This window comes from Dietzia massiliensis, from assembly GCF_018390595.1.
GTDB classification, from domain to species: Bacteria; Actinomycetota; Actinomycetes; order Mycobacteriales; family Mycobacteriaceae; genus Dietzia; species Dietzia massiliensis.
Genome location: NZ_JAHBAV010000047.1, coordinates 15,832 through 29,840 on the forward strand (window position 1 = coordinate 15,832; position 14,009 = coordinate 29,840).

Genomic DNA, 14,009 nt, shown 5'->3' on the forward strand with positions numbered 1-14,009 from the left:
CCCGTGGATTTCACGACGGACGCCAGGACCGCCGAGCTGCAGGAGCAGCTCGACGTCTTCATGGATGAGCACGTGTACCCGATCGAGGCGACCTACCAGGAGCAGCTCGACGCGGCCCCCGACCGCTGGTCGCCGCCGCCGATCATCGAGCAGACGAAGGAAGAAGCCCGCCGGCAGGGATTGTGGAACCTCTTCCTCCCCGGCGAGGACGGCGCCGGATTGACCAACCTCCAGTACGCGCCGTTGTGCGAGGTGCTCGGGCGCAGCCTGCACATCGCCCCGGTTGCGACCAACTGCGCGGCCCCGGACACGGGCAACATGGAGGTGCTGCACATGTTCGGGACCCCGGAGCAGAAGGAGCAGTGGCTACAGCCGCTCCTCGACGGCGAGATCCGTTCGGCCTTCGCCATGACCGAGCCCCGCGTCGCGAGCTCGGACGCGACGAACATCGAGACCTCGATCGTGCGCGACGGTGACGAGTACGTCATCAACGGTCGCAAGTGGTACATCTCCGGCGCGATGAACCCCAACGCCAAGGTCTTCATCCTCATGGGCAAGACCGATCCCTCGGCCGCACGTAACAAGCAGCAGTCGATGGTCCTCGTTCCACGCGACACCCCGGGGGTCGACGTCCGCCGCGGGATGAAGGTGTTCGGTTATGACGACCGCGACCACGGTGGACATGCGGAGATCGACTTCACCGATGTACGGGTTCCGGTGAGCAACCTCATCGGCGAGGAGGGGGCGGGATTCGCGATAGCCCAGGCCCGGCTCGGGCCCGGCCGCATCCACCACTGCATGCGCCTTATCGGGATCGCCGAGCGCTCGCTCGAGCTCATGGTCGCCCGGGCCGCGAGCCGCGTCAGCTTCGGCAAGCCGTTGTCGGAGCAGGGAGTCGTCCGTGACTGGATCGCGGAGTCACGGGTGCGAATCGAGCAGCTTCGTCTACTCACCCTCAAGACCGCCTGGTTGATGGATACCGTGGGGAACAAGGGGGCTCACACGGAGATCCAGGCGATCAAAATCGCCGCGCCCGCCACGGTCGAATGGATCCTCGACAAGGCGGTTCAAGTGCACGGCGCCGGCGGTCTGAGCCAGGACTTCCCGGTGGCGGAGTGGTATGCCCAGGTCCGCACCCTCCGCTTCGCCGACGGTCCCGACGAGGTGCACAAGAATGCGCTCGCCCGCAACGAGATCCGCAGGATGACGGCCGATGTCTGATCTGCACGAGCGGGTCGAACAACTCCTCGCGAGCTACGACCCCCAGACCACGACGAGTGCAGAGTTCCTCGCCGCACAGTTCGACCAAGGGCTGGCCTGGGTTCACTTCCCCGAGGGGAAGGGCGGGCTGGGCCTGGCCCGGGGACGACAGCTGGAGGTCGACGCACTGCTCGACGCGGCGGGAGCGCCGCGACCGGACCTCGGACGCAACAGCATCGGCCTGGGTATGGCCGCACCGACGATTCTCGCGTTCGGTAGCGAAGAGATGCAGCAGCGCTACCTGCGGCCGTTATTCGCGGGCACCGAAGTCTGGTGTCAGCTGTTCAGCGAGCCCGGCGCCGGATCGGACCTCGCGGCCGTCGCCACCCGCGCGGTCCGCGACGGCGACGACTGGGTCGTGGACGGGCAGAAGGTGTGGACCTCCGGGGCTCATAACGCCGATCTGGCGATCCTCCTCGCCCGCACCGACACCTCCGTTCCCAAGCATGCAGGGATGACCTACTTCATTCTCGACATGACGGAGCCCGGCGTCGACGTACGGCCGCTGCGCCAGATCACCGGCGAGGCCGAGTTCAACGAGGTGTTCCTCTCCGGCGTCCGGGTGCCCGACAGCAACAGGGTCGGCGACGTCGGTCAGGGGTGGAAGGTGGCCACGACGACGCTCAACAACGAGCGTGTCGCCATCGGCGCCGGCAACGTCCGCGAGGCGGGCCAGATCGGTCTCGTGGCCCGGCGCTGGCGCGAGGACGTGTCCGTGCGCACGCCGGGCCACCACGCCGAGCTCATGCAGTGGTGGGTCGACACCGAGGTGACCCGGCTGGCCGGAGAGCGTCTGAGTCAGTCCCTCGAGGCGGGCCAGCCGGGCCCGGAGACCTCCGCGATGAAGCTCGCCTTCGCCCACCAGGCGCAGCAGGTGAGCGGATTCGCTCTCGAGGTAGCGCCAGAGGAAGGTCTGACGTACCACGACTGGACGATGGTGCGGCCCGAGGGAGGTTCGTTCCTCGGGCACGGCCCCGGCTACCGGTACCTCCGCGCCAAGGGCAACTCGATAGAGGGAGGCACCAGCGAGATCATGCGAAACGTCATCGCCGAGCGAGTGCTCGGCCTGCCCGCCGACCACCGCCCTGACAAGGGGATCGCCTTCAAGGACGTGCCGCGATGATCGACCTACTTAATTCTGATGTCGAAGAATCCCTGCGCCTGAGCGTCCGTTCCGCTCTCCGGCGCACTCACGATGACGCGCTTCTCACCCGTCTGGCCGACGAGCCGGATACCGACGTCACCACCATGTGGCGGGTACTCGCCGAGCAGCTCGGCCTCGCCGGCCTGCTCGTTCCCGAGAGCCTCGGGGGGTCTGATGCGAGCGCTCGCGAAGCCGCAGTCGTATTGGAGGAGCTGGGGGCCTCCGTCGCGCCCGTGCCCTTCCTCACCAGCGCGGTCATCGCCACCACCGCCCTCGTTCACGCTGGCGACGAGGTTCTCCTCCCGGCGCTCGCAGCGGGTGAGCGCACAGCTGCGCTCGTTCTGCCGTGGACCGCCCGGCGGGGGTCGTGGTCGCCGGTAGACCACGACGCTGCTCCGGTCGCCGGGGCGCTCGGGGCCGACCTGTTCCTCGTCCCGGTCCGGGACGCCGATGGCGGCACCTCCCTACGCGCCTACGACCGGGACGAAGTGGATCTCACGCCGATTGTCTCGCTGGACGTGACCCGGCCGCTGGCCCGGGTCGTCGTTGCGGGCGCCGGCACCGAGGTCGCTTCCGGACGCACGGCCACCGAGTCCGTCGACGCCGCCCTCGCGGCAGGTGCCGCGCTCCTTGCCTCGGAGCAGCTCGGACTGACCCGGTGGAGCCTGGAGGCCACCGTGGACTACACGAAGAACCGTGTGCAGTTCGCCCGGCCGATCGGTTCCTTCCAGGCGATCAAGCACCGGCTGGCCGATCTCTATCTGCTCCTCGTCAACGCCCAGGCGGCCGCCCGATATGCCGCCGCCACGCTCGCCGAAGACGACCCCGACAAGTACGTGGCCCAGGCCCTCGCCCAGTCTTTCTGCTCCGATGCGGCCGTTCGGGCCACGGAGGAGGCCCTGCAACTGCACGGCGGCATCGGCATGACGTGGGAGGCGCCGGTCCACACCAGGCTGAAACGAGCGAAATCTGATCAACTCGCCCTCGGCACGCCGGACCGTCACCGCACCGACCTCGCTGAGCTCGTGGATCTCCCAGTGAGCTGACAACCCGTTCCGAGACCACTACACACCATAGAGGACCCACCATGCGTGAAGCAGTCATCGTCTCCACGGCCCGAACCCCGATCGGCCGCGCCTACCGCGGCGCCTTTAACGACACCCAGGCCCAGGAGCTCATCGGCCATGCCGTGCGGCACGCCGTCGACCGCGCCGGCGTCGACGACGCGCGCGTCGAGGACGTCGTGATCGGCGCGGCCCTGCAGCAGGGTTCGACCGCGATGAACATCGGTAGGCAGGCCGCGATGCGTGCCGGGCTGCCGGTATCCGTCGCCGGTATGTCCGTCGACCGGCAGTGCGCCAGCGGCCTCATGGCCATAGCGACCGCGTCGAAGCAGGTAGTCATGGACGGAATGGACATCGTCGTCGGAGGAGGCGTCGACTCGATCTCACTCGTGCAGAACGAGCACATGAACGACTACCGCGCGCAGGACCCGTGGCTCGCCGAACATGTGCCCGCGCTGTACATGTCGATGCTCGAAACGGCGGAGGTCGTCGCGCAGCGCTACGGCGTCAGCCGGGAAGTCCAGGACGAGTACGCGCTGCAGTCCCAGCAACGGACCGCATCGGCCCAGGCGGCCGGGGCCTTCGACGACGAGATCGTCCCGTTGCCGTCGACGATGCTCACGAAGGACCGCACGACGGGTGAGGTCGGGTCACAGCAGGTGACACTCGCCAAGGACGAGGGCAACCGCCCGGGAACGGCCATCGAGGACCTGCGCAAGCTCGATCCGGTCCTCGCCAGGAAAGGCTCGGAGGGAATGTCGATCACCGCGGGTAACGCATCGCAGCTCTCCGACGGAGCCTCCGCCGCGGTCGTCATGGAAGCCGCCGAGGCCTCACGTCTGGGACTGAGCCCGCTCGGTGCCCTGCGCGGGATCGCTGTGGCCGGATGCGAGCCCGACGAGATGGGCATCGGTCCGGTCTACGCGGTGCCGAAGCTGCTCGAGCAGCACGGCTTGACCGTCGACGATATCGACCTCTGGGAGCTGAACGAAGCCTTCGCCGTACAGGCCCTCTACTGCCGCGACACCCTCGGCATCGACCCGGAGAAATACAACGTCAACGGCGGAGCCATCTCCATCGGCCACCCCTACGGCATGAGCGGTGCCCGTATGGCCGGGCACATCCTGATCGAGGGCCGTCGCCGTGGCGCCAAGTACGGCATCGTGACGATGTGTGTCGGAGGCGGCATGGGTGCAGCCGGCTTGTTCGAGATCTTCTGAGACGTCCCACCCCACCGAGGAGTCTGAGTGCCTGAGTCCGTTTTCGTCGCCAACCGTGGAGAGGTGGCTCTGCGCATCGTGCGGGCCGCCCGCGAGCTCGGTCTCGACGTCGTCGTCGCCGTCACCCGCGCCGAGGTCGACTCCCTCGCCGCTCGGATCGCCACGGCGGTCCACGTCCTCCACGGTGAGGGCGCGGCGGCCTACCTCGAGCCCGACGCGCTCGTCGCCGGGGCGACGGAACACGGGTGCACCCTGCTGCACCCCGGCTACGGCTTCCTCAGCGAGAGTCCTGCACTCGCCCGGGCGTGTACTGACGCGGGCGTGACCTTCGTCGGCCCGGACGCGTCGCTCCTCGAACTGTTCGGCGACAAGGGCCGCGCCCGGTCGGCGGCTCAGGAGGCCGGGGTGCCGGTTCTGCCCGCCACCGATGTCGGTGTCACACGTGAGCAGGCGGAGGCCTTCGCCCGCGAGCAGGAGCCCGCCGGCGTCATGATCAAGGCGGCGGCCGGAGGGGGCGGTCGTGGCATGCGCGCAGTCCCCTCCGGGGAGCGACTTGGTGAGGCCTGGGAACGGGCCCGGTCGGAAGCCGAGCGTGGTTTCGGCTCCGGGGCCCTCTTCGCCGAGCTCTACGTGGAGAGGGCGCGCCATATCGAGGTGCAGGTCATCGGGGACGGCGACAGGATCACCCATCTCGGCGAGCGGGACTGCACCGTGCAGAGGCGTTTCCAGAAAGTTGTGGAGGTCGCGCCCGCCCCGCACCTGCCCGAGGAGGTACGGGCCGATCTCCACGCGGCGGCCCTCCGGCTCCTGTCCGGCCGTGGCTACCGCGGTCTCGCGACGGTCGAGTTCATCGTCGACGCCGACGACCCGACCCGGTGGTGGTTCATCGAGGTCAACCCGCGCCTTCAGGTCGAGCACCCGGTGACCGAGCTCGTCACCGGTGTCGACCTCGTTCTCACCCAACTGCGTCTCGCGTCGGGCGGGACCCTGACCGATCTCGGTCTGGCATCGCCTCCCCGCGTCGTCGGCGCGGCCGTGGAACTGCGGGTGGCGGCCGAGCGCACGGGCAGCAACGGCGAGGTCCTCCCGGCGAGCGGCGTGGTCTCGGCCCTCGCCCTGCCGGCCGGGCCGGGGGTGCGCGTCGACACTCACCTCGTAGAGGGCACGCGCGTGGACGGCTCCTTCGATTCCCTCGTCGCGAAGATCATCACCCACAGCCAGGAAGGGCAGGTCGGGGCCCTTTTCAAGGCGCGCTGGGCTCTCGATGAGTGCACGGTCGGGGGCCTGGACACCAACTTGGCCACGTTGCGCGAACTGCTCGCGCATGCCGACCTGCCCACGTGGTCGGTGACGACGACGTGGTTCAACTCCGCCGGCCTGACGCGGTCAGCGGGGCCGTCGGACCTGACGGACGGAGAGATTCTCGCCGAGATGAGCGGGACAGTGATCGCCGTGCTCGTCGAGGAGGGACAAGACGTCGTCGCGGGCACACCGCTCGTGATCATCGAAGCGATGAAGATGGAGCACCTCGTACCGGCGCCGGCTTCCGGGGAGGTGACGGCGGTCCAGGCCTCCGCAGGCGCGAGCGTAACCGCCGGCGACCTGATCGCGAGGCTCAGGCCGTCGGCGGACCAGTCCGCGGCCGGTGTCGCCGAGGACGGCCCCGACCTCGAGTCGGAGCGGCCCGACCTCACGCGGCTGCTCGAGCGACGTGCCCGGCTCATGGACGACGCCCGGCCCGGGGCTGTCGCCAAGCGCCACGCCCGCGGCCAGCGGACCGCTCGGGAGAACATCGCCGACCTCGTCGACGAGGGCAGTTTCGTCGAGTACGGCGGGTTCGCCGTGGCGGCCCAGCGTGCCCGCCGGACCGAGGAAGACCTCATCGCGAACACACCGGCCGACGGCATCATCACCGGGATCGGCCGGATCACGGCGGCCCCGGCGGAGGACACCCGCTGCGCAGTCCTCGCCTACGACTACACCGTCCTCGCAGGCACCCAGGGATACCTCAACCACAAGAAGACAGATCGCATGCTCGAACTGGCAGAGCAGCAGCGACTGCCCGTGATCCTCTTCGCCGAAGGTGGCGGTGGGCGTCCCGGCGATACCGACACGACCGTGGTCAGTGGCCTCGACGTGCCGACCTTCGCGACGATGGGGCGCCTCAGCGGGCAGGTGCCCACGATCGGCATCGCCGCCGGCCGCTGCTTCGCGGGCAACGCCGCCCTCCTCGGGTGTTGCGATGTCGTCATCGCCACCCGCGACTCGACCATAGGGATGGGCGGCCCGGCGATGATCGAAGGCGGTGGTCTCGGGCTCTACTCTCCGGACGAGGTCGGCCCCATCGACGTCCAGAGCGGCAACGGCGTCGTCGACGTCGTCGTGGCCGACGAGGCGGAGGCGGTCGCGGTGGCCCGACGCTACCTCGGCTACTTCCAGGGTGTGCAGCCGGAGTGGGCCGCAGTCGATCAGCGTGCACTGCGCCACGTCGTCCCTGAGAACCGGGTCCGGGCCTACGACATCCACGCCGCGATAGAGGCGCTGTCCGACGAGGGCTCGGTGCTGGAGCTGCGAGCAGGCTTCGCGCGTGGGGTGGTCACCTGCCTGGTGCGCATCGAGGGACGCCCGATGGGTCTCGTCGCCAACAACCCGCGCCACCTCGGTGGGGCGATCGACGCACCGGCCGCCGACAAGCTCGCCCGCTTTCTGCAACTCTGTGACGCCCACGGGCTACCCGTCGTCTCGCTCTGCGACACCCCGGGATTCATGGTGGGGCCCGATCACGAGCGCACCGCCACCGTGCGGCACTTCGCCCGTCTCTTCGTCATCGGGGCCCACCTGCGGGTCCCGATCGTCACCGTCGTCCTGCGCAAGGCCTACGGGCTGGGGGCGCAGGCGATGGCTGCTGGCAGCTTCCACCGACCGGCCGCGACGCTCGCCTGGCCCACCGGCGAGGTCGGAGGGATGGGGCTCGAGGGGGCCGTGCGGCTCGGCTTCCGCCGCGAACTCGAGGCCATCGCCGATCCGGCCGAACGACGCAAGCTCGAAGAGAAATTGTTGGCCGACATGTACGAGCGCGGGCGGGCAGTCAACGCCGCTGCCGCCGTCGAACTCGATGACGTCATCGACCCGGCTGACACCCGCCGGTGGATTCTCACGGCGGCAGCGGCGTCCCCGGCCGCGGTCGACACGTCTACCCGCTACATCGACACCTGGTGAACCGGAGGAGCGCAGGAGTGAACCACACCCGACACGTAGAGGACGTCCGACGACGCCAGGAGAGAGTGCGTCCCGCGGACACACCGCGCGACGTCGTCCACCCCCTGGGCGATCTCACCGTGCCCGAGTATGTCGACGCGTGGGCCCGAGAGCGCCCCGATCGGCCAGCCGTCATTCACGGTGATGTCAGGATCGACTACCGTTCTCTCGCCGACCGTCATGCCCGGTGGGCCGGTTGGCTGCGGGCGCACGGGGTGCTACCCGGGGAGCGAGTGGGCGTTCACCTCGGTAACGTGCCCGAGTTCATCGTGGCTTTCCTCGGGACCCTGCGGGCGGGATGCGTGCACGTCCCTGTCAATCCGATGTTCCAACACGCCGAGCTCCGCCATGAGCTCGGTGATTCCGGTGCCCAGGTGGTCGTGACCAGCGCCGCCCTGGCGGACAGACTCTGCAGCATCGCCGCCGAGACCGAGGTGCGCACTGTGGTGGTTCTCGGGGGAGAGGGGGACCCACTGCCCTCCGTCGACGGGGTCGAGGTGATCCGTTGGTCCGAGACGGTCGACGCGGAGCCGTTGTCCGAGCCCGCACGAGACCTCGACGCTCTCGCCGCGCTCAACTACACCGGCGGCACGACCGGGCTGCCCAAGGGATGCGAGCACACCCAACGGCACATGGTCTACACCGCGGTCAGCGGGGCGGGGGCCAACGGTCTCGTCGACCACGACATCGTGTCACTGTGTTTCATCCCGGTCTTCTGGATCGCGGGGGAGGACCTGGGCATCCTCATCCCGCTCGTGCTGGGGGGCACAACGGTCCTGCTCGAACGGTGGGACGCGGCCGCGGTCGTCGACCTCGTCGAACGGCACCGGGTGACCATGACGGCGGCGACCGTCGAGAACTTCCTCGACATCCTGCGCGTACCCGGGGTTGAGGAACGTGACTTGACCTCTTTCGTCGCGCCCATGGCGATGTCCTTCATCCAAAAACTGACTCCCGAGATCCGTAGGCTATGGTCTGATGTCATCGGTGAAGGGTCGGTCTTGCGGGAGGGGTCCTACGGCATGACGGAGAGCCACACAGTCGACGTCGTGCCCTACGGCTTCCATCTGAACGACCACGACTTGCTGACAGAACCCGTCTTCTGCGGGTTGCCGGTTCCGGGGACCGATGTGATCGTCGTGGACCCGGTGACCGCCGACCCGATGCCCTTCGGTGAGGCGGGGGAGATCCTCCTCCGGAGCCCTTCGATCATGAACGGCTACTGGCGTAATCCGGAAGCCAGCGCCGCGCAGCTGCGCGATGGCTGGCTTCACACGGGAGACACCGGTTATCTCGACGACGACGGTTGCCTGCATTACCTAGCGCGAAGCAAGGACCTGATCAAGGTCAGGGGCATGAGCGTATTCCCCGCCGAGGTGGAGATGATTCTCGCTGACCATCCCGACATCGGCTCGGTGGCGGTCGTCCCGGCCGAGGACTCGGTGACGGGACAGCGGCCGGTCGCCTTCGTCAGTGCCCGAGCCGGCGGATCACTGTCCGCGGAAGCGGTGGAGGAGTGGGCTCGCAGCCGGATGGCGAGTTACAAGGTGCCGCTCGTCGAAGTGGTCGAGTCCTTTCCGCTCACCGATACGGGCAAAATCCGCAAACTCACGCTGCTGACCCGTGCGCAGGAGCTCGCCGACACTCTGGACTGAGGGCTTCCTGCGTCGCGGAATCCTATGCCCGTACGAGGGCGAGGCGTCCACAACGCACACAGGAGACGCCGCCGCAAGCCGGACGTCCGCGGCTGGGACTGAAAGCGCATGCCCTGTGAGCGCGAGGGCAGACAGTCCTGCCCCATCCTGATCAGAACTGGTCAGGATGGTTCCGCCGTGTCTCCGGCGCGTCACGGGCAGCCGTGTGGGGGAGGTGGTCTGTGCGCCGGGCGAAGTCGACTGATGTGACCCTTGACACAACCTAAATCTAGGTTCAATACTGGGACTTGAATCAGAATTCGAGTACAGGAGTCGGGATGACAGCACCAACAGCGGCGTCAGACATTGTGCACGCGAGGGCGACCAGGAAAGTTTTCCTGCGACTGGTGCCCCTGCTCATGGCGGCCTACTTCATGGCCTTCGTCGACCGGACCAACGTCGGTCTGGCCAAGAACGCGCTGGAAATCGACGCAGGGATCAACGCAGCGGCCTACGGTCTCGGTGCGGGCCTGTTCTTCATCACGTACGCGTTCCTCGAGGTGCCGAGCAACCTGATCCTGCACAGGATCGGGGCCAAGGTGTGGATCAGCCGCATCGCTGTCACCTGGGGCCTCCTCACCATCGCGATGATGTTCATTTCGAGCCCCATGACCTTCTACATCCTGCGTCTACTGTTGGGCGCGGCCGAGGCTGGTCTCTACCCCGGAATCATGTACCTCATCACCACCTGGTTCGCGCAGAAGGATCGCGCCACGGCTGTAGGCCTCATTCTCACGGCCTCATCCGTCGCGTTCATCGTCGCCAACCCCATCGGTGGTGCACTCATGAAAATGGACGGCATCGCGGGTCTGCACGGCTGGCAGTGGCTCTTCATACTCGAAGGCATCCCGACTGTGATCCTCGGCGTCATCCTGTACATCACGCTGCCCAATTCGCCGGAGAAGGCACCATGGCTCGAACCGGAGGAGGCGCGCGAACTGACTCGCCGCGCCGTCGGGAACGAGGTCGAGGAGTCGAACCCGGGCGCAATCGTCCGTACTGCGATGTCCAAGCCGTTCCTGCTGGCCATCGCGGGCATCTACTTCATCAACCAGATTGCGACCTACGGCGTCATTTTCTTCGTCCCCTCGATCGTCGAGGCGATGAATGTGACCGACAGCTTCATGATCGGACTCATCTCGGGCGTCGTCGGCATCGGTGCCGTCATCGGCGTGGTGTTCATCCCCCGTGTACTCAAGCGCAATCCCGGCACGGAGGTGCGGCTCATCGGCATCACGACCGCGGCCGTGATCGTCCTGGCGTTGCTGTTCATCTTGGTCGGGAATCCGGTGACCAAGATGCTCATCCTCAGCGCGGCCATGCTCTTCATCGTGGGGGTTCAGCCTCTCTACTGGTCCGTCCTCATGGCTCGCCTGGGGGGAGTCGCCGCCGCTGCCGGACTGGCTTTCGTCAACACCATCGGACTCACCGGTGCCTTCGTGGGGCCGTACGCCTTCGGTCTTGCGGAGACGGCAACCGGCTCACCGTCCTCCGGACTGTGGGTAGTCGTGGGCACGACCTTCCTCGGACTGTTGCTTGTCCCCCTGCTGAGGAAGCTGCTCGAGCACCACGACAGTGAGAACCCGACGCAGAAAGTGGTCGAGCACAAGACCGAAAAGCCCGTGGTCATCCCCGGACACGCGCTCTGACCCGGCGGTTCGTCCACGATCTCGTACGGCGAATTCTGACAACCCACATGCCCGGCGATAGGACAACGGTCCCGAGCCGCGGGTGTGATCCTCGCGGAAACGCAGGCTCGACCAGCGCCTGTATCCGCATTCAAGTACCGCTTCGTAACACCTGACATCCCGAAGGAGAAAGCTATGGCGACCGTCCCGACAGTGACAGGGGATATCGACTCCGCCGATCTCGGCCGAGTGCTGGCCCACGAACACATCTTCGTGCTGGGGGAGGAGTACCGGGAGAACTACCAAGACGACTGGGACGAAGATGCCAAGGTCGCCGAGGCGGTAGCAGAACTCGGACAATTGCCCGACCTGGGAATCGACACGATCCTCGACCCGACCGTACTGGGACTGGGTCGCTACCTACCTCGAGTGCAGCGGGTAGCCGAACAGGTCGACGTCAACATCGTCGTCGCCACCGGCTTGTACACGTACAACGAGATCCCTTTCCAGTTCCACTACACGGGTCCCGGTCTCCTTTTCGACGTCCCTGAGCCGCTGACGCAGCTCTTCCTTAAGGACCTGCGCGAGGGCATCGCCGACACGGGCGTGCGTGCCGGCTTCCTCAAGTGCGCCATCGAAGAGCAGGGTCTGACCCCGGGCGTCGAGCGGGCGATGCGGGCAGTCGGTGCCGCCAGCGCCGAAAGTGGTGCTCCCATCACGGTGCACACCAACCCACACACCGGCTCGGGCCTTGTGGCCCAGAGCGTGCTCGCCGAAGAGGGCGCCGACCTGTCGAAGGTCGTGATCGGCCACAGTGGGGACACCACCGACGTCGACTACCTCTGCAAGGTCGCTGACGCGGGCTCCTACTTGGGTATGGATCGGTTTGGCCTGGACGTACTCCTACCCTTCGAGGATCGGGTGGCCACGGTGTTGGAGATGCTGCGCCGCGGCTACGCCGAGCGGATGGTGCTCGCACATGATGCGGCGTGCTTCATCGACTGGTTCGACCCCGCAGCCAAGCGCCAGGTGGTCCCGCAGTGGAACTACCGGCACATCAGTGAGGACGTCATCCCCGCGCTCCTCGAGGGCGGTGCGTCACAGGACGACATAGACACGATGCTCATCAAGAATCCGCGCGCGTACTTCGAAGGGTGATCCATTCTGCTACTGCGGCGACGCCGAGTGACTGGCGCATACGTCCAGCCCCGCCCCGCCCCGACTCAGGCGGGGCGGGGCTGGAATCTGGTAGCAGTCAGCGTGCGAAGACCGGGGGGCGCTTCTCGACGAACGCCCGGGCAGCCTCGACGTGGTCGTCGGTCAGTCCGCACTCTTTGTGTCGCGGCACCTCTCCCATCATGGACTCCGAGAGCGTCTGGTGCGGGGCCTCGCGCAGGTTGCTCTTGATGTACCGCAGGGTCAGTGCCGGGCCGTTGGCCAGACGGGTCGCGAGCTCTGTGGTCATCCGCGTGAGTTCATCTTCGGAGACGAGTTGGGTGAGCAGGTTCAGGTCGAGACATGCTTGTCCGTCGAGGCGGGGATTCAGCAGTAGCAACTCGTGAGCGCGCGCCGGGCCGACCAGTCGGTCGAGCAGCCACGCGACGCCGAAGTCGCCGGACAGTGCCACTGCGGCGAAAGCCGTCGCCATGACGGTCCGTGGTGTTCCGATCCGCAGATCGGTGGCGAGGGCCAAGCCCAGGCCGGCGCCGGCTGCAGCGCCGGGAATGGCCGCGATCGTCGGCTTGGTGAAGGCGTGCAGACGCCCGACGGTGAGTTCCTGGTGGCGGAGCTGCTCGGCGACCGCCTCGGGGTCGACCTCGGTGGCGCCGCCTCCTTCTCCGCCGTCCTCGTCGAACTGCTGGACGTCGCCACCAGCGCAGAATGCGCGTCCCGCGCCGGTGAGGACGAGAACGCGCACGGCGGGATCCTCGTCGGCGTGCGCGAGTAGTTCGCCGAGTCGCTCGATCATCGGCACCGACATCGCGTTTCGTCGGTCCGGCCGGTTGAGGGTAATGGTCGCGATTCCCTCAGTGATGTCGTAGAGGACGTGGTCGGTATCAGTCACGGGATCTCCTGGTGTCGGGGTTCGGATCGGGGCCGGGTGGAAGGGAATGGTCGGACGAAAGCGATGGTGGCGATCATCGGGAGGACGGCCAGCACGAGCATGGCCCTGGGGAAGCCGATGGCCTCACCGAGACCGCCAACCGCGGCTGCGCCCAAACTGCCGCCCAGAAGGAAGACCAAAGTCAGTAGACCGAGGGCCCCGCCACGGGTGTTCACGGGCACCGAGTCGGCTACGAGCGCGGTCATCGCGGGCTGCCCCAGGCCGAAGGCGAGCACGAGAACGAGTGTGGCAGCGATGAGGGCGACGGCGTCGACCCGGGCGGCTCCCATGGCGGCCAGAGCGATGGCCGAGGTGGTTCCGATCGTCGCGAGAAGTTGGCTGCGCGGCGCGCCGAACCTGATGAGCATCGGGCCGGTGATGCGCGGCGCGACGATACCCAGCGCGGCGCAGGGGACGAGAAGTAGTCCGACTCGCGCCCCGGACCATCCATCGGCGATGAGGACAGTGGGTACAGCAACCAGGATTCCGAACCACGCCGCTGGAAGGCTCACCGCGGTGAGCAGGCTCCGGCGGGCTATTCGGTCGCTGACGAGGCCGGCGGGCACGACCCCGTGCGGCCGCCAGCGCGAACGCAGGACCGCGGTGGGTCCGCAGACGAGTAGGAGCGCGCCACCTG

The 14,009-nt window shown here is 67.5% G+C and carries 10 protein-coding genes; 8 read left to right on the top strand and 2 right to left on the bottom strand.

The window, feature by feature from the left end; genetic code table 11:
- Positions 1 to 3: 3 nt before the first annotated feature.
- From KHA85_RS12665 to KHA85_RS12700, 8 genes are all read left to right on the top strand, one after another.
- Complete coding sequence (locus KHA85_RS12665) at positions 4 to 1,221, top strand: acyl-CoA dehydrogenase family protein (protein WP_213186048.1); 1,218 nt, start codon at positions 4 to 6, stop codon at positions 1,219 to 1,221.
- Positions 1,214 to 2,383, top strand: a complete 1,170-nt coding sequence (locus KHA85_RS12670; RefSeq protein ID WP_213186049.1) for an acyl-CoA dehydrogenase family protein — start codon at positions 1,214 to 1,216, stop codon at positions 2,381 to 2,383. Before KHA85_RS12665 ends, KHA85_RS12670 begins: the two co-directional genes overlap by 8 nt.
- Complete coding sequence (locus KHA85_RS12675; RefSeq protein ID WP_213186050.1) at positions 2,380 to 3,450, top strand: acyl-CoA dehydrogenase family protein; 1,071 nt, start codon at positions 2,380 to 2,382, stop codon at positions 3,448 to 3,450. Before KHA85_RS12670 ends, KHA85_RS12675 begins: the two co-directional genes overlap by 4 nt.
- A 41-nt stretch (positions 3,451 to 3,491) precedes the next feature.
- Positions 3,492 to 4,688, top strand: a complete 1,197-nt coding sequence (locus KHA85_RS12680) for an acetyl-CoA C-acyltransferase (protein WP_213186051.1) — start codon at positions 3,492 to 3,494, stop codon at positions 4,686 to 4,688.
- A 27-nt stretch (positions 4,689 to 4,715) separates the two neighbouring features.
- Entirely contained in the window at positions 4,716 to 7,907 is a 3,192-nt protein-coding gene (locus tag KHA85_RS12685; RefSeq protein WP_213186052.1) for a carboxyl transferase domain-containing protein, read from the top strand.
- A gap of 65 nt (positions 7,908 to 7,972) precedes the next feature.
- A complete protein-coding gene (locus KHA85_RS12690) occupies positions 7,973 to 9,601 on the top strand; it encodes an AMP-binding protein (protein WP_308936947.1) in 1,629 nt (542 codons plus the stop codon).
- 386 nt (positions 9,602 to 9,987) lie between these two features.
- Entirely contained in the window at positions 9,988 to 11,289 is a 1,302-nt protein-coding gene (locus KHA85_RS12695; protein WP_308936946.1) for an MFS transporter, read from the top strand.
- A 174-nt stretch (positions 11,290 to 11,463) separates the two neighbouring features.
- Entirely contained in the window at positions 11,464 to 12,426 is a 963-nt protein-coding gene (locus tag KHA85_RS12700; protein ID WP_213186055.1) for a phosphotriesterase family protein, read from the top strand.
- Positions 12,427 to 12,523: 97 nt separating this feature from the next.
- Here the strand turns inward: KHA85_RS12700 and KHA85_RS12705 are convergent, their stop codons facing one another.
- On the bottom strand, positions 12,524 to 13,333 hold the full coding sequence (locus KHA85_RS12705; RefSeq protein WP_213186056.1) for an enoyl-CoA hydratase-related protein: 810 nt from the start codon (positions 13,331 to 13,333) through the stop codon (positions 12,524 to 12,526).
- A partial coding sequence (locus KHA85_RS12710) for an MFS transporter (RefSeq protein WP_213186057.1) occupies positions 13,330 to 14,009 on the bottom strand: 680 nt, incomplete at its 5' end. The genes KHA85_RS12710 and KHA85_RS12705, both read right to left, overlap by 4 nt.

Excerpts from the sequence above, each read along its gene's own strand:
- KHA85_RS12700 (WP_213186055.1), top strand. The coding sequence starts at position 11,464 with ATGGCGACCGTCCCGACAGTGACAGGGGATATCGACTCCGCCGATCTC.
- KHA85_RS12675 (WP_213186050.1), top strand. The coding sequence starts at position 2,380 with ATGATCGACCTACTTAATTCTGATGTCGAAGAATCCCTGCGCCTGAGC.
- KHA85_RS12670 (WP_213186049.1), top strand. The coding sequence starts at position 1,214 with ATGTCTGATCTGCACGAGCGGGTCGAACAACTCCTCGCGAGCTACGAC.
- KHA85_RS12680 (WP_213186051.1), top strand. The coding sequence starts at position 3,492 with ATGCGTGAAGCAGTCATCGTCTCCACGGCCCGAACCCCGATCGGCCGC.